We start from the raw sequence: 15,039 nt of genomic DNA, 5'->3' as shown, positions 1-15,039 counted from the left end.
ATGGCGCGCGGTCTCGTCGCGATAGCGCGTGAGTGGCGGCGGCTGCTGCCGGCGTTTGCGTTCACAGCGGGTTTGCTGCTGTCCTCGCCCGGCGCGTACGCGACGCCTCCCGTCGATACCGGCGAGTCGATCTTTCGCGACGGCATCGCAGGCGACGGCCTTCCCGTCGAGGCGACACATCATCAGCAGCTCGCGATGCGCGGTGCGGCCGCTGCGTGCGCGAATTGCCATCGGCGCAGCGGTCTCGGCTCGAAGGAAGGCAACACGACGATTCCGCCGATCGCTGCGCAGTATCTGTTTCGTCCGAGCGCCCAGAGCCCGGATGAACTCACGGTGCCGTTCATCGACGGCATGCGCACGGCGCGTCAACCGTATACGGAAGCGACGCTTGCGCGCGCGATCCGCGAAGGCATCGATTCCGAAGGCAGGCCGCTTGGGTATCTGATGCCGCAATTCGCGCTCAACGATGCAGACATGCGCGCACTGATCGACTATCTGAGGACGTTGGACCGGCGCAGAGCGCCCGGTGTGACCGATACGGTGTTGCACTTCGCGACCATCATCACACCCGACGCCGATCCCGTGAAACGGCGCGGCATGCTCGATGTGCTGCAACACTATTTCGCCGACAAGAACGCAGCGCCGCTGGGCGCGACGCCCGCGCTGCGCTCGTCGCGCAAGATGATGTTCATGGTCAATCGCCGTTGGGAGTTGCACGTATGGGAACTACACGGCGCGCCGGATACATGGGACGAGCAGCTGCGCCGCTATCTGGCGCAGCAGCCGGTGTTCGCCGTGCTATCGGGGTTGGGCGGACGTAACTGGGCACCTGTTCACGACTTCTGCGAACGCGAGCAGGTGCCGTGTCTGTTTCCGAATGTCGAAGTGCCCGTTGAAAGCGAGCATGACTCTTATTCGATGTATTTTTCGCGGGGCGTGTTGCTCGAAGCGCAGCTGATTGCGCAACGGATGCGCGAGCCGGCCGGTTCGCCGACGGCGCGGCCCGTCAGGAGCGTGCTGCAACTGTATCGGGCGGGCGACAGCGGCGAAGCCGCCGCGCAGATGCTCGCGACCAGTCTGCGCAAGCAGGGTATCGCTGTCGACAATCGCGCGCTGCCTCCCAATGCGAACGTTGCGACGGCGCTTCACCATGCGCCGCATGCGGACGCACTGATGCTATGGCTGCGGCCGCCCGATCTTGCCGCGCTCGGCGATGCGCCGCCCGCATCGACAGCGGTGTATGTGTCGGGAATCATGGGCGGTCTGGATCGCGCGCCGTTGCCTGCCAAGTGGCGCACCAACGCCCGGCTCGCCTATCCCGTCGATCTGCCGCAAGGGCGGCGCGTGCGGGTCGACTATGCATTCGGCTGGTTCGCGATTCGCCATATTCCCGTCGTCGACGAACGCGTGCAGGCCGATACCTATCTCGCGTGCGGGCTGCTCGCGGAAACGTTGAGTCACATGGTGGATGCGTTCGTGCGGGACTATCTCGTCGAGCGTATCGACGACATGCTCGAGCATCGCATCCTCACGGGCTACTATCCGCGCCTGACGCTTGCGCCGGGGCAGCGCTTCGCGTCGAAGGGCGGATACATCGTGCGCTTTGCGGAGCCCGACAGGTTGCGCGTCGTGGCCGACAGCGACTGGATCGTGCCTTAATGCCTGCCTGGTCCGCGGTTAGATGCTCAACCGCTGGCGGGTAGCAGCCGCCGGTATTTTTCGAGCACGCGCGGCACGTACGAACGGGTCTCGGGAAACGACGGCACGCGGTAGCCCGCGCGTATCACTGCGTTCTCTCCCGCGTTGTACGCGGCCAGCGCCAGTTCAACATCGTCCTTGAACAGATCGAGCAGGAAGCGCAGATACCGCGCGCCCGCGAGCACGTTGTCGCGCGGATTGAACATGTTGCCGTCGGAGAATCTGCGTGCCGTATCCGGCATCAGTTGCATGAGACCGAGTGCGCCCTTGTCGGAGACGGCGTTCGGGTTATAGCGCGACTCCACGTCGATGACGGCATGCAGGAGTTCGGGTTGCAGATGGAAAGTCTCGCTGGCTTCCGCGATCACCGTGTCGAACTGCGCGGTGTCGCCGGACGTGGCGCGCGAACCGCCGGGCTGTTTTGCACGGTCGACCGGGACGGGCGCGGCAACGATCACCGACATGCCCGCCTTGCCCGGCGTATCGGTCAACACGACTGCGCCCGTGCGATCGACCTTGCCGAAGATATCTGCCTGCGCCGCCTGCATGCACACACACAGCACGGCCCCGACTACGACGGCTGGCGCGGTCGCCGAGTGGGCCGGTCGTGTCGCTGCATGCCCGCGCATGATGGGTCTCCGCTGGTGTTCTGATTCTGGTGCGGGATCCAGGGGGCGGCAATGGGGCGAGTTCCCCTTTTTCGGTCGCGCGGGCGGAGGGCCTTCACCCACTGTACAGAAACGTTACAGGTCAGCCTGTTGCGGACGCCAGCGTCCTGGGCGGGTCAATGGGACGCGGTCGAGGCGGAAGGCGGAAGCAGCGGAACACCGCGTGAAGTCTGAGTGAAAACTTCTCGAATACAGGCGACTGTGCGTAGCAATCAACTTATGTCGACTTATTACGGAATCGCGAAACGGAAAGAAACCGATCAGAAATGAAACATTTTTGAAGGCAATTTTTACCGATACCTGACAAGTTCTTAGCCGCCCATCCACGCCTTAGGGCTGCGCAAGATTGGCAAGATCCTTGCTGTTTCAGCGCCAAAGCTTACTGGAAATGGAGTCCGCAGCAAGACGTTAGCATATCGAAATATTAACGTAATGTTCGAGAAAGTAACAATCGAAAGAAGAAGAAATTTGTGCTCGCCGATCTGAGCCACATCAGATGTCGGAGCCGAGGAGCCGAACGTGAACATCAAACATAGAATCATCATTGCCGAAGATCATGACCTGCTGCGCAGCGGGTTGCGATCGATGCTGTCGACACAGAGCGACTATGAAGTGGTGGGTGAAGCGCGGGACGGGAAGGAAGCCTGTCAGGTTGCGATGTCCGTTGCACCCGACCTGATTCTGATGGACCTGTCGATGCGAGGCATGAACGGCATCGACGCAACGGCCGCAATCAAGCGGCGTTCGCCGAACGTTCGCATCATCGCGTTGACGGTGCATCAGAGCGAAGAATACGTGCGCGAGGCGTTGCGCGCGGGCGTCGACGGTTATGTGCTCAAGGACGTGTCGTTCGACGAGCTGCTCTTCGCGATGCGTACCGTGATGCAGGGCAAGAAGCATTTGAGCGCGGACGTGTACGGGTTCATGGTCGACTCGTTCGTGACGGGCCGCGAGATCGCCGCGCCGAAGAAAGCGTGGGACCTGCTGACGGCGCGCGAGCGCAGCGTATTGAAGCTGATCGCAGAAGGGCGCACGAACCGGCAGGTCGGGCAGTATCTGAACCTGAGCCCGAAAACGATCGAGAAATATCGCGCCAGCGTGATGCACAAACTCGAGATCGAAAACGTCACAGGGCTGGTGCTCGCGGCGATCAGCATGGGATTGCTGACGTCGCTCGCGTCGAAATGCGCGGAGCCGGATTCCGACGAGAGGTTGACGTGTACGGGTGTCGACGAGACCGAGGCCAGTCACGATCACGGCACGGCGGAGAGCGGCGCGCTGCCGCGCATGACGGGCACGGCGGCGGCGGGGTGACAGCGGCGCGCACGGTGCGCGCGTGAAGCGTTATAGAAGCCAGCGCGCGGTGATTTCCGTGCCGCCGTCATCGCCGGGGTTCAGGGCGAATGCGCCGCCTTGTGCCTCGACGCGATGCTGCATGCCGATCAGGCCCAATCCGTTCGAGCGTGCATCGCTGGAACGCAGCGGATGGTTGTCGCAGCCGCTGCCGTTGTCGTGAATCGACAGCAGCAGATGTGCGCCGTCGCGCTGTAAATCGACGCGCACTTCTGACGCGTCGGCATGCTTGACGATGTTGTTGAGCGCTTCCTGAACGACGCGAAAGATATCAGCCTTCAGATGGTCGCGTATCTCGCCGTCCTCGACGCCGCACGCGAATGCGACGCTCAGCGTCTCGACGCTCTTCTCGACGCGACGGCATAGCGTGCTCAATGCGGCAGGCAGCCCCAGACGCTCCAGCGCGAGCGGCCGCAATTCGCCGCAGATCTGCCGCATTTCGCCGATGGTGTCGCGGATCTGCAGGACGGTCGAATCGAGCAGCTGCACGGCGTCGTCCGTATGACCGGCGCGCAGACGCATGCGTGCGTCTTCCACCATCAGCTTGATCAGCGTCAGCGCCTGGCCCATACCGTCGTGCAGTTCGGCGGCGAGCCGTTCGCGTTCGCGCTGCTGGCCCATGAAGAGCCAGGTGGTGAAGGCGCTGCTTTCGTAGTCGCTTGAACCGTCGATCTTCGATGACGTGAGCGGCTCGACGAACATCAACAGGCGCAGCGGCGCGCCCGTGCCTCCCGATGCAATGCTCTGCTGAAACACGCGCAAAAACAGACGATGCCCCGTCCGGCCCGCGAGCGTGACGTCGAATGAACGAAACGCTTCAGCGGCATTGGCGTGGAACTCACGTTCGACGTGCGCGCGGTCGTCGTCGTGTGCGAAGTCGGCGAACTGCTTGCCTGCCAGCTCGGCGCCTGCATAGCCGAACAGCACGGTGGCGCTGCGGTTCACGCTGACGATTGCGCCGTCGCAGGTCGTCACGGCGAGTGCCGCGCCGCGTGCGTCGCTGACATGCGCGGCATGCGGCTGCGCATTGCGCGCAGCGCTGCCCAGCCTGCGCATCGCGTCGATCAGATCGCGCAGCCTCACGGGCGGTTCAGGCGGCGTAATGGCATGCATGGGCGCTCCTGGCTGGTTGACCCGAAAAACTCTCAAGCCGCCGGACGATTGTAGGCCGCGCACGGGATGCGCGGCAACGGGGCACATGCTGCGATCCGTACGGGGAATATCTGACCGTGAGCGGCGGAGCAACCCTCAGGTGGAAGTCTCCTACCCTGCTTTGGGTAGCTTCATCCAATGACGCTCTTCACCTGTTTGACGAGACTGACACGAGCAAGGGCGAATTGCGCGCCGGCCCCAGGTTCGCAGCCCGTTGCGTCATGACGAGGAGGTTGCAATGGACACGCACACGCGCATACTCGGTGCGCTCATTCTGACAGGCGCGGGACTCGTCGCGCAAGCCGCGGTCGGCGCCGATGCGAAGATGCCGGCCGATCATCACGATGCCTCGATGAACATGGACGAGGCCAACGCCGACGATGCCGCGATGCAGGGCATGTCGGCCAAACAGCGCGTGATGAAAGAGGCCGCAGCGGCGGCGAAGAACAACACGAACGAAGACGCGACGGCAGCCGCTGCGAAAGACACGCCAACCGAAGACGCGATAGCAGCCGCTGCGAAGAACACCACAACCGAAGAGCCAACGGCAGCCGCTTCGACGAACGCCACGACCGAACAAGCGGCAGCAGACGAAGCCCACGCAATGCCCGCCGACATGCCGATGCCCGCGGCACACGACGCACATGAAGCCACGACACCTGCCGGCGCCGCGCCGACGCAGGACGATCAGGCGAAAGAGGAACAGCATTCGATGTCCGACGAGCCGGACATGCATGCGCATCATCACGACATGGCGCCCGGCACGACGCGAACGACGGCCGACTACGCATTGCCGCCCGTCACGCTGGTACGCGACGACGGCAAATCCGTCTCGCTCGCCGACGAACTCAACGACGGCCGCCCGGTGGTGCTGACGTTCATCTATACGTCGTGCACGACGATTTGCCCGATGGTCACCCAGACTTTCGAGCAACTTCAGGAGCAACTGGGCAGCGAGCGCGACAAGGTGCACATCGTGTCGATTTCGATCGACCCCGAACAGGACACGCCAGCGCGCCTGAAGTCCTACGCGGAGCGCTTCGGCGCCGGTCCCGAGTGGCAGTACTACACGGGCACGGTCGACGCGAGTGTGGCCGCACAGCGCGCATTCAACGTCTATCGCGGCGACAAGATGAACCATACGGCCGTCGCGTTCCTGCGCGCGGCGCCCGGCAAGCCGTGGCTGCGCCTCGACGGCCTTGCGACACCGGATGAACTGTTGAGCGCGTATCACGAGGTGGTCGCCAGCAACGGATCGTGAAGTGCTGCGCGGAGGTGGCAACGTGGACAAGATCCACCGGGTGTTGATCGCCGAGGATCAGCCGCTGCTGCGCGGCGGGCTCTGCTCGATGGTTCGCAGGCTGCAGCAGTACAGCGTCGCAGGCGAGGCGAGGGACGGCCTCGAAGCATGCAGTCTCGCCGCGACGCTGCTGCCCGATCTGATCCTGATGGATCTGTCGATGCCCGGCAAGAGCGGCGTCGAAGCGATCGCGCAGATCAAGCGGCAGACACCGCAGATACGCATCATCGCGCTGACGATCCACGCCAGCGACATGCATATGCGCGAGGCGCTGGCCGCGGGGGTGGACGGCTATGTGTTGAAGGACGCATCGTTCGACGAACTCGTCGAGGCGATGCGTCTCGTCATGCTAGGCCGCCGTAACGCGACACTCGACGAATACGGCGCGCGGCATGGCGAACCGCGCGGCCTCGCGGCGAACACGCAGCACGCGCAGACATGGAGCGCGCTGACGGGCCGCGAGCGCAGCGTGCTGCGGCTCGTCGCGGAAGGCTGCACGAATCGCGAGGCAGGCGAGCAGTTGCGCCTGAGTCCCAAGACCATCGAGAAACATCGCGCGAGCCTGATGCGCAAGCTCGGGGTATCGAACGCAACGGGACTCGTGCGCGCGGCGCTCGATCTGGGCGTACTCGCGCTGCCCGACGATACGTCGAATGGGTTGAACTACTTCATCTAGGCCGTCGAAAACTGGAGGGGCTTTACCCATCCGTTTGCACGGGTCTCCCTACTTAGCGCTCGTCCTGAGCTGAACAAGAATGCACTCAGGCATAGAGGCAGCGTAGTCCGAGGGAGGACACCAACGTGAACGAGATGCGTCCCCGGCGGTTCATGTCCGCATCCGGCGAAATCATCCGGCCGCGTGCACGGCGGGCCGCGCGTGAACGCGGCTTCACGCTGCTCGAACTGTTGGTGGTGATGGTCATCATCGGTCTGCTGGCAGGTCTCGTCGCACCTCGTTATTTCGAGCAGGTCGGCAAGTCCAACACGAAGATCGCGCGCGCGCAGATCGATTCGCTCGGCAAGGCGCTCGATCAATACCGGCTCGACGTGGGCGCCTATCCGTCGACGGAAGAAGGCCTGCAGGCGCTGATGACGAAGCCGCAGGACGCGCCGCACTGGAGCGGCCCCTATCTGCAGAAGAACGCGCCGCCCGACCCGTGGGACCGTCCGTATCAGTACCGTTCGCCCGGCGAGCATGGCGATTACGACCTGTATTCGTATGGCAAGGACGGTCAACCGGGCGGCGCGGGCGAGAACTCTGACGTGACTTCCTGGTGAACGGCGTGCGTTGCCGGCGCTGCAAAGCCGGCGCGAAGCAAGGCGTGAGGAGAGACGACGTGAAGTATGTGCTGCGGGTCTTCGATACGAACGGTGCCGTCCAGACGGTGCACGTCGAGAGCGACTCGACGGCCGCGGCGGCTGCCGTCGCCAGCGCGCGAGGTCTGCGCGTCGTATCGGTGCGCGGCGCACGCGGCGGGGCGCAATGGCGCGTGCGCGCGCCCGCGATTGCACGCGGCAAGCTGAACGTCGAACTCTTCGCGCGTGAACTCGCGGCGCTGCTCGCGGCGGGTGTCGGTGTCGTCGACGCGCTGCGCACGCTGGCCAGCAACGAGCGGCGCGATGCATCGGCGGCAGTCTATCGCGGGCTATTGCGGCGCCTCGAAGAAGGGCAGTCGTTGTCGGCGGCGCTCGAACAGGCGGACGACGTATTTCCCGCCGTGCTCGTCGCCTGTGTGAAAGCGAGCGAGCAGACGGGCGGACTTGCGGACAGCCTCACACGTTATTCGCGCAACAGCGCGATGCTGCACGAATTGCGCGGCCGCGTGGTGTCCGCGGCGATCTATCCGACCGTCCTGCTGGTGGTGGGCGCGGCCGTCGTGCTCTTTCTGCTGGCCTTCGTGGTTCCACGCTTCGCAACGCTGCTCGAACATAGCGGGCGCGAACTCCCGCTTCTTTCTCAACTGCTGATCGCGTGGGGCAGCATGGTTCACGCGCACGGCAAGGAACTGTCGATCGGCGCCGCCGCGCTTGTGATCGCCGCGGCCGTGATGCTGCGCCGTCCGTCCACGCGCGACTGGATCGCCGACCGCATGCTCGCGTTGCCGGGCATCGGCCAGTACTTCCGCGTGTTCCGTCAGTCGCAGTTCTTTCGCACGACAGCGATGCTGGTCGACGGCGGCATTCCCGCCGTGCGCGCATTCGATCTGGCGAAGGGACTGGTCGGCCGTTCCGATCAGGCGTCGCTTGCCCGCGCGCTCGATCAGGTGCGCAACGGCATGAAGATTTCGGACGCGTTCCAGCAGGCATCGCTTGCCGATGCGATCACGTACCGGCTGTTGACCGTCGCGGAAAAGACGGGCGGCCTCGGCCCCGTGCTCGACCGGATCGCTGCGTTTCAGGAAGCGCAGGTCGGGCGCGCGATCGATCTGATCTCGCGGCTGATCGAACCCGCGATGATGATTTTCATCGGCGTCGTGATTGGCGGCATCGTCGTGCTGATGTATATGCCGATCTTCGAAATCGCGTCGAGCGTTCAATAGTTCACTGGCAGGCGAGGGCATCATGGACACGGTAGGCAGCGCGAACGGCAGCGACGGCAAGATCGGCGTCGATCTGCGCGAAGCGTTGCGCACGCTTGCCGAACGTCACGGTTCTGGCGTGCGCGCGCTCGAAGATCTGTTCGCGCAGACCAGCATGCGTGCCGACGATGTACTCGCGCAACTCGCTGCGCAATGCCATATGTGGCCTGTCACGATGCAGACGCTGAACGGGCTGCAACCCGACTTCGAGGTCGTGCCGTTCGTCGAGGCATCGAGCCGTCTGTGCGTCTGCTTCGCCGATCCCGACAATCCGCGCGGCCTGCTGTTCGTGATCGCCGATCCGCTCGACCGGCGCACGCGTGGCAGCATCGAGCAGCGCATGCGGGCGCGGCCGATGGTGCCGTATCGATGGGCGCTCGCGAGTGTCGGCGACATCACGGCGTGGCTCGCGGTGCGCGAGAAAGACGTGCGCGCGATGGACTCGCTCGCGTTCGACGAGACGAGCCAGCACGCTGCCGACCCTGCGTCGCTCGCGTTGACGTTGCAGGGCATCAGCAACGACGACAGCGCTGTCGTACGCCTGCTCAACTCGACGATCTACGACGCGCTGAAGATGATGGCAAGCGACATTCACCTCGAATGCCGCGCGCACGGGCTGATGATCAAGTGCCGCGTCGACGGCGTGTTGACGGTGGTGGGCCGCGTCGAAGGACGCGATGTTGCGGATCAGGTGCTGTCGCGCGTGAAGGTGATTTCCGAACTGGACATCGCCGAGCGGCGGGTGCCGCAAGATGGCCGCTTCAAGGCTGTGTACGCGGGGCGCGAAATCGATTTTCGCGTGTCGATCATGCCGAACCAGTTCGGCGAAGACGCCGTGCTGCGTATTCTGGATCGTTATCAGCTGTCGCAGGCATCGGGCGGTCTCACGCTGGAGGCGCTCGGCTTCCAGCAAGAGGACACGCGTTTCATGCGCACGCTGGCGGCGATGCCGTACGGCATGCTGCTCGTGACGGGACCGACGGGCAGCGGCAAGACCACCACGCTCTACGCGATTCTCACGGAGATCAACGACGGCCTCGAAAAGATCGTGACCATCGAAGATCCCGTCGAGTATCAGCTCGGCGACATTCTGCAGATTCCCGTCAACGAGGCAAAAGGACTGACCTTCGCGCGCGGGCTGCGTTCGATCCTGCGTCACGACCCGGACAAGATCATGGTCGGCGAAATTCGCGATCCGGAGACGGCGCAGATCGCCGTGCAGGCGGCATTGACGGGCCATCAGGTGTTCACCACGGTCCACGCGAACAACGTATTCGACGTGATCGGACGCTTCACGAACATGGACGTCGATCCGTATAGCTTCGTATCCGCGCTGAACGGCGTGATCGCGCAGCGGTTGCTGCGTCAGTGCTGCGCGGATTGCGTCGCCGAAGACAACGTGGATCCCGACGCACTCGCACGCTCGGGCATCGATCCGGCGACTGCCGGCGACTATCTGTTCCGGCGCGGGCGGGGCTGTGCGGCATGCCGTGGCAGTGGCTATCGCGGGCGCCGCGCGGTGGCGGAGGCGCTGCGTATGGACGACGAGTTGCGTCAGTTGCTGTCGGAGCGCGCGCCGCTCTCGCAGATCAAGGCTGCCGCGTTCCGCCAGGGCATGCAGACGCTGCGCAATTCCGCAGTCAAGCTCGTGCGGCAAGGCGAGACGACCCTCGAGGAGATCAATCGTGTCACGATGGTCGAATGATTGGCTCGGCGAGGGCATCGGCATAGGCGTCGGCACGCGCGAGGTCGCTGTCGGTCCACGTGTGGCGCGTTGGCCGGGCTCGCGTCGTGCGGCATCGGAGCCTGAAGTTCGTTTGGTGTCGATGCAGAACGAGCAGTGCTATACGGAACACGGCGTATTCGACGCGTTGCGCGCGGCGTTCGAAACCGAGCCGGATAAAGAAGAAGCTGCATCGGCAAAAAGCGGTCGTTCGCAAACTCGCAGCGCGCACATCGTACTCGACGACTTCTGGGGCAATCACGCCGTTCTGCGCGGCGATTTCCGGGCGCTGCGTGCGCGGGAAATCGACGAGGTTGCGCATGCGCATTTCGCCGATACCTATGGCGTCGATGCGCAAGCCATCAGCGTGCGCGTCTGCGTGCAGCGCGGCGGCCGTGCTGCATTTGCGAGCGCGTTGCCGCGCACGCTGGTTGACGGCGTACGCGACGCGGGCGCGTCGGCGGGCGTCGAGGTGCGGGCGCTGAAGCTGTGTCTGCCGGAGATGCTCAACCGCGCGCTCGATACGTCACAGCAGCCGGATACGATGCTGATCTTCGCCGCCGACGAACTGTTGCAGGCGGTGTTGATTCAAGCGGGACGCTGGGCGGGCTACGATGCCCAACGCCTGTTTCCGGACGATGCACGCGATCCCGGGCGTATCGCCGCGCTCGCCGAGCAGGCATTCGAGCACTGTGCGGAGCGCACGAATGCAACGCGCGAAGCATGCGCGCTCGCGCTGCATGGCATCGACGTCGATCCCGCGCCGCTCGAAGCGCGCTTTGCGAGCGTGTCGGTGTACGCGTCGAGCAGCCGCGAAGCCGCTGATAACACGGCGCGCCGTCTGCTGGAGTACGCGCAATGAACCAGCGCCTCGACATCGACTTCATGCACAGCGGGCCGCGCATCTCGCCCGCGGGGCTGGCCTTGCTGATCATCGCGCTCGTGTTGCTGCTCGCGAGCGGCGTCTTTCTGTGGCAGGCGTACGACGACAACGGTCGCGTGCAGGAGCAGATCGAACAGGTGCGGCATCGCCTGTTCGCGAAGTCGCATCATGTCGCCAGGCCCGCGACCCCGGCGGCCATTCATGCCGAGAAACAGAGCCTCGCGGTGCTGCGCGAACTGACGGTGCCGTGGCAAGACCTGCTGTCGATTCTCGAAGACTATCCGGATCACGATGTCGCGCTGATCGGCATCGACCACAATCCGGTGCAAAGCCAGATTCGCATCACGGCGGAAGCGAAGAACTTCGACGCAATGATCGCGTACCTGCGCTATCTGCAATCGAGCAAGCTGTTGCGCGAAGCCGTGCTCAATGACCACGAAATCGAAAACAACGTGCCGGGCACGCCCGTCCGGTTTCAGGTCACTGCCGTATGGAGCCGGTCATGAATGCCGATGCGCTGCGCGACCGCCTCCTGACGCTGCGCTTCGAGCTGGCGCGGCGCTTCGGTGTGGCTGGGCTGGCGGGGTTGCTGGTGCTGTGCGCGGCAGTGGTCGCGATGAATGCAGCGATGCGCATGCATGCGGACACGCTCAGCCTCGCATCCGACGCGCGGCCCAAGGCTGCGGCGAAGAAGCCGCAAGCCGAAGCGGAAGCACGCGCGGATGCGGATGCCGCGACGCTGGCGTCATTGCCCGATCTGTTTCCGCCCTTCGCCCGCAGCGCAGACGACATCGCCGCAATACTCGCGCATGCCAGCGAGAACAGCCTGACCGTCGGCTCCGCGGAGTACCTCGTCGTCGCCGAGTCGGGCGGACGCTACGTGCGTTATCAGATGCTGTTGCCCGTCAAGGATCAGTACGGCGCGATTCGCCGCTTTCTCGCGTCGGTGCTGAACGGTCTGCCGAATGCGGCGTTGCGCGAGATTCATGTCGAACGGCCTGCCGTCGACGGCAGCGTGCTCGATGCGCGCGTGCGGTTCGAACTCGTCTATGGGACGGCGCGGCCATGAAACAGCTATTCATTCGCCGCGCCGTGCTTGGCCTGTGTCTGATTGCGACGATCGCGCTTTCAGTGAGAGCGTGGCGCATGCCGCGCGATGCTTCGGCTGCGGTGACTGCGGTGCCGCTCGCGCATCGCAGCGGACCGGCGTCGACTGCGCCTGTTCTAGATGCCGCCGCGCATGTGCGCGCACGCTCTGCGCATGGGGCGTCGCAGCCGGACAGTAAGCCGGCCCCGCTTGCATCGCATGCAGCGGAAACGCCGGCGCAAAAGCTCGCGGCATTGCGCAAGCCGATGTCGCTCGAATCGCGCAACAACCCGTTCGCCGCGTCCTCATGGCTGCCGCCTCCGCCGCCCGTCGTGCAGGCGCCGCCCGAACCTCCGCCGCCGCCCACGGCACCTCCCGTGCCCTACGTCTACCTCGGCAAGCTGGACGGTTCGACGCTCAAGCCGCGCGTCTTCCTGAGCCGTGGCGATGAGTTGCTGATCGTGTCGCAAGGCGAAGTCGTCGATGGCCAATACCGGGTCGAGTCGATCTCCGACGGCGATGTGGTGCTGACCTATCTGCCGCTGAACCAGAGGCAAGTCGTCTCAATGCAAAGCGAAGGAAAATAAATGACAGCCGCACGCAGCCGCGATCGGAGCCGCAACGGGGACAGCGGCTCATCTACGCGCTATCCGCCCGGTCCCGTTCCCCATACGCGCAGCCTGCCGGTGATGACGCGGCAGGCGGGGTGCATCGCGCTTGCCGTGCTGATGCTGGCCGGCTGCGTGACGCCGCCGACGAACCGTCAGGACGATCCCACCAACGCGCAGTTGCAGCTCGACTATCTGCACGATCGCGACGCGCGGATGAATGCGCTGCTCGACGACGCGGAAGCGTATCGCAAGAGCTATCAGTACGATCTTGCCGTGCAGAAGCTCGGCGAGGCCTATCAGATCGACCCGACGAGCGAACGCGGGCGCAAGATCGGCGCGGCGCTCGACCGCGACCGGCGCGACCTGTCGACGCTGCAGGAAGCCGACCGCATGATGCAGCGCGGATCGTACGCACTCGCGGAAGAACGCGTGCATCGCGTGCTGGTGCAGAATCCGACCAACCCGATGGCGCAGCAGATGCTGAAGGAGATCCAGGACAAGCGCAATCAGCAGCGTGCGTTGAAGGAGGAGAAGATCTCCGCATCGTCGATCATGCGCACGCCCGTCACGCTTCAGTTCCGCGACGCCAACGTGCGGATGGTGTTCGAAGCGCTGTCGAAGACGACGGGCCTCAATGTGATCTTCGATCGCGATGTGCGTGCCGATCTGAAGACGACGATCTTCGTGACGAATGCGACGCTGCAGGATACCGTCGACATGATCCTGATGCAGAGCCAGCTCGACAAGAAGCAGCTCAACGCGAACACGCTCTTCATTTATCCGGCCACACCTGCGAAGGAACTCGAATATCAGGAACTGAAGGTGCGCACGTTCCAGCTTTCGAATGTCGACGCGAAGCAGGTTCAAGGCTTGTTGAAGAGCCTGCTCAAGCTGAAGGAAGTGGTGGTCGACGAGCGCGCGAATACCGTCACGATACGCGGTACGCCCGATACGATCCGCGTGGCCGAGCAGATGATCGCCGCGCAGGATATTCCCGAACCCGAAGTGATGATGGAAGTGCAGGTGCTGGAAGTCTCGCACGACCGCATGACCGACCTCGGTATCGAGTGGCCGAATTCGTTCACGATGTCGACGCCGGCGACGGCCAATACATGGGGTGAACTGCATCACCTGCCCATCAATGCATTCAATGTGAGCGGCTTGTCCGCGACGGCCAATTTCAAGCTGAGCGACACGGACGCCAACCTGCTCGCGAGTCCGCGCATCCGGGCGCGCAACAAGGAGAAGGCGCGCATTCTGATCGGCGACAAGGTGCCTGTGATTTCGAGTTCGAGCACGCCGAGTACGAGCGGGCCGTCGTACACGCAGATGGTTCAGTATCTCGATGTCGGCATCAAGCTCGAAGTCGAACCGCAGGTCTATCGCGACGGCGATGTCGGAATCAAGCTGAATCTCGAAGTCAGCAATATCACGAAGGTGATTCAGAGCGACAGTTCGCAGGCGGGACTGACGACGCTCGCGTATCAGATCGGCACGCGCAACGCGTCGACGAGTCTGCGTCTGCGCGACGGCGAAACGCAGATCATGGGCGGCCTGATTTCCGACGAGGACAGAGCAACGGCCGACAAGGTGCCCGGCCTCGGACAATTGCCCGTGCTCGGGCGGCTCTTCTCCAATCACAACGGCGATCACGTGAAGACGGAGATCGTGCTGCAGATCACGCCGCATATCGTGCGTCCGCAGATCGCCGCCGATGCCGATACGCAGGAAGTGTGGTCGGGCACGGACGTCAACGTGCACGCGGACCAGTTGCGGCTCGATCCCGTCGTCGCGGAACTGGAGCCTCCGGCGCCGCATCCCGTCGTGCGCACGCCTGGCAACGTCGGTGGCGGTACCACGGGCGCGGCTGCCGGACAGCACAGCAGCACGCAAAACCGCTCGACGACGTCGCCGTCCGCCAGCGCCTTCGGCCAGGCGCCCGTGCAGCAGCGCACGACGCCGCCGCCTCAGCCCTAAGATAGGCA

General features: G+C 64.2%; 14 protein-coding genes. 12 read left to right on the top strand and 2 right to left on the bottom strand.

Annotation, left to right across the window (positions count from 1 at the left end; genetic code table 11):
- Complete coding sequence (locus tag G3N95_RS11585; protein WP_205970128.1) at window positions 1–1,659, top strand: c-type cytochrome; 1,659 nt, start codon at window positions 1–3, stop codon at window positions 1,657–1,659.
- Between the two features lie 26 nt (window positions 1,660–1,685).
- Here the strand turns inward: G3N95_RS11585 and G3N95_RS11580 are convergent, their stop codons facing one another.
- Window positions 1,686–2,327 (bottom strand): lytic transglycosylase domain-containing protein, encoded by a 642-nt coding sequence (locus G3N95_RS11580; protein ID WP_205970127.1) that lies wholly within the window; start codon window positions 2,325–2,327, stop codon window positions 1,686–1,688.
- A gap of 558 nt (window positions 2,328–2,885) precedes the next feature.
- Here G3N95_RS11580 and G3N95_RS11575 point away from each other — a divergent pair.
- Window positions 2,886–3,680, top strand: coding sequence for a response regulator transcription factor (locus tag G3N95_RS11575; protein ID WP_205970126.1), 795 nt, complete (start codon window positions 2,886–2,888; stop codon window positions 3,678–3,680).
- A gap of 30 nt (window positions 3,681–3,710) precedes the next feature.
- Here G3N95_RS11575 and G3N95_RS11570 read toward each other — a convergent pair whose 3' ends face one another.
- On the bottom strand, window positions 3,711–4,832 hold the full coding sequence (locus G3N95_RS11570; RefSeq protein WP_205970125.1) for a histidine kinase: 1,122 nt from the start codon (window positions 4,830–4,832) through the stop codon (window positions 3,711–3,713).
- 277 nt (window positions 4,833–5,109) lie between these two features.
- On the opposite strand from G3N95_RS11570, the gene G3N95_RS40515 reads away from it, so the two are divergent.
- The 10 genes from G3N95_RS40515 to G3N95_RS11520 all read left to right on the top strand — a co-directional run bounded on the left by G3N95_RS40515 (window position 5,110) and on the right by G3N95_RS11520 (window position 15,031).
- Window positions 5,110–6,132, top strand: coding sequence for an SCO family protein (locus G3N95_RS40515; protein ID WP_241018415.1), 1,023 nt, complete (start codon window positions 5,110–5,112; stop codon window positions 6,130–6,132).
- Between the two features lie 22 nt (window positions 6,133–6,154).
- Window positions 6,155–6,847 (top strand): response regulator transcription factor, encoded by a 693-nt coding sequence (locus G3N95_RS11560; RefSeq protein WP_205970124.1) that lies wholly within the window; start codon window positions 6,155–6,157, stop codon window positions 6,845–6,847.
- A gap of 152 nt (window positions 6,848–6,999) precedes the next feature.
- On the top strand, window positions 7,000–7,449 hold the full coding sequence (gene gspG / locus G3N95_RS11555) for a type II secretion system major pseudopilin GspG (protein WP_205970123.1): 450 nt from the start codon (window positions 7,000–7,002) through the stop codon (window positions 7,447–7,449).
- 59 nt (window positions 7,450–7,508) lie between these two features.
- Window positions 7,509–8,711, top strand: a complete 1,203-nt coding sequence (locus G3N95_RS11550) for a type II secretion system F family protein (protein ID WP_205970122.1) — start codon at window positions 7,509–7,511, stop codon at window positions 8,709–8,711.
- A gap of 22 nt (window positions 8,712–8,733) precedes the next feature.
- Window positions 8,734–10,455 (top strand): GspE/PulE family protein, encoded by a 1,722-nt coding sequence (locus tag G3N95_RS11545; RefSeq protein WP_205970121.1) that lies wholly within the window; start codon window positions 8,734–8,736, stop codon window positions 10,453–10,455.
- Complete coding sequence (locus G3N95_RS11540) at window positions 10,436–11,335, top strand: hypothetical protein (protein ID WP_205970120.1); 900 nt, start codon at window positions 10,436–10,438, stop codon at window positions 11,333–11,335. Before G3N95_RS11545 ends, G3N95_RS11540 begins: the two co-directional genes overlap by 20 nt.
- Complete coding sequence (locus G3N95_RS11535; RefSeq protein WP_205970119.1) at window positions 11,332–11,862, top strand: hypothetical protein; 531 nt, start codon at window positions 11,332–11,334, stop codon at window positions 11,860–11,862. Before G3N95_RS11540 ends, G3N95_RS11535 begins: the two co-directional genes overlap by 4 nt.
- A complete protein-coding gene (locus G3N95_RS11530; RefSeq protein WP_205970118.1) occupies window positions 11,859–12,425 on the top strand; it encodes a hypothetical protein in 567 nt (188 codons plus the stop codon). The genes G3N95_RS11535 and G3N95_RS11530 overlap by 4 nt, the downstream gene beginning before the upstream one ends.
- Complete coding sequence (locus G3N95_RS11525; RefSeq protein ID WP_205970117.1) at window positions 12,422–13,030, top strand: hypothetical protein; 609 nt, start codon at window positions 12,422–12,424, stop codon at window positions 13,028–13,030. Before G3N95_RS11530 ends, G3N95_RS11525 begins: the two co-directional genes overlap by 4 nt.
- A complete protein-coding gene (locus G3N95_RS11520) occupies window positions 13,031–15,031 on the top strand; it encodes a secretin N-terminal domain-containing protein (protein WP_241018413.1) in 2,001 nt (666 codons plus the stop codon).
- The last annotated feature ends 8 nt before the right edge of the window (window positions 15,032–15,039 follow it).

Origin of the sequence: Paraburkholderia sp. Tr-20389 (genome assembly GCF_017104565.1) — a bacterium.
Classification (GTDB): domain Bacteria; phylum Pseudomonadota; class Gammaproteobacteria; order Burkholderiales; family Burkholderiaceae; genus Paraburkholderia.
This window is presented reverse-complemented; position numbering and strand designations above follow the sequence as displayed.

Excerpts from the sequence above, each read along its gene's own strand:
- G3N95_RS11530 (WP_205970118.1), top strand. The coding sequence starts at position 11,859 with ATGAATGCCGATGCGCTGCGCGACCGCCTCCTGACGCTGCGCTTCGAG.
- gspG (WP_205970123.1), top strand. The coding sequence starts at position 7,000 with ATGTCCGCATCCGGCGAAATCATCCGGCCGCGTGCACGGCGGGCCGCG.
- G3N95_RS11535 (WP_205970119.1), top strand. The coding sequence starts at position 11,332 with ATGAACCAGCGCCTCGACATCGACTTCATGCACAGCGGGCCGCGCATC.
- G3N95_RS11580 (WP_205970127.1), bottom strand. The coding sequence starts at position 2,327 with ATGCGCGGGCATGCAGCGACACGACCGGCCCACTCGGCGACCGCGCCA.
- G3N95_RS11545 (WP_205970121.1), top strand. The coding sequence starts at position 8,734 with ATGGACACGGTAGGCAGCGCGAACGGCAGCGACGGCAAGATCGGCGTC.
- G3N95_RS11520 (WP_241018413.1), top strand. The coding sequence starts at position 13,031 with ATGACAGCCGCACGCAGCCGCGATCGGAGCCGCAACGGGGACAGCGGC.
- G3N95_RS11525 (WP_205970117.1), top strand. The coding sequence starts at position 12,422 with ATGAAACAGCTATTCATTCGCCGCGCCGTGCTTGGCCTGTGTCTGATT.
- G3N95_RS40515 (WP_241018415.1), top strand. The coding sequence starts at position 5,110 with ATGGACACGCACACGCGCATACTCGGTGCGCTCATTCTGACAGGCGCG.
- G3N95_RS11585 (WP_205970128.1), top strand. The coding sequence starts at position 1 with ATGGCGCGCGGTCTCGTCGCGATAGCGCGTGAGTGGCGGCGGCTGCTG.
- G3N95_RS11570 (WP_205970125.1), bottom strand. The coding sequence starts at position 4,832 with ATGCATGCCATTACGCCGCCTGAACCGCCCGTGAGGCTGCGCGATCTG.